Source organism: Sphingomonas sp. CCH9-F2, from assembly GCF_001556735.1.
Taxonomy (GTDB): Bacteria; Pseudomonadota; Alphaproteobacteria; order Sphingomonadales; family Sphingomonadaceae; genus Sphingomonas; species Sphingomonas ginsenosidimutans.
In genome coordinates, this window is sequence record NZ_LSJO01000088.1 from 1 (window position 1) to 406 (window position 406).

Annotated in this window: 1 pseudogene; it reads left to right on the forward strand. The window is 69.5% G+C overall.

Going from position 1 to position 406, the window contains the following annotated elements:
- Positions 1-239 (forward strand): annotated as a pseudogene (locus tag AX685_RS02540) (histidine kinase); the annotation flags it as partial.
- Positions 240-406: the final 167 nt, after the last annotated feature.

The following is a 406-nucleotide window of genomic DNA, read 5'->3' on the forward strand; positions in this document are numbered from 1 at the left end:
TGACCTGCGCGCCCGAGATGCAGCTGCGCCTCTCGCTCAAGCCGGCGGCCGATCCGGCGAAGGCGATCCTCAGGCTGTCGTCGCGCGCGCTGATCGACACCGATCACCTGCGCGGCGAGCTTCGCGATCGCTACGGCCGCGTGATCGAGGGGCTGTCGCGCCAACTGCGCGCGCAGCTCCAGCACGATCCGCTGGCCGGCGCCTATGAAATCACGGTCGCGGTGACCGGCCGCGAGTGAGCGCGTCGGCGCGCGCGAAAGCCGTTGCGATCCGACATAAAAAATCGTGGCTCGGGCGGAACCGGCGTCGTCCCGCGACGTTTTCCACCTCGGATAGCGACCTTATGCCCCCCCGCTCTCGCTATCCACGACATAGGCCCGGAAGCGTCCACCTCCCCCCCCCCCGG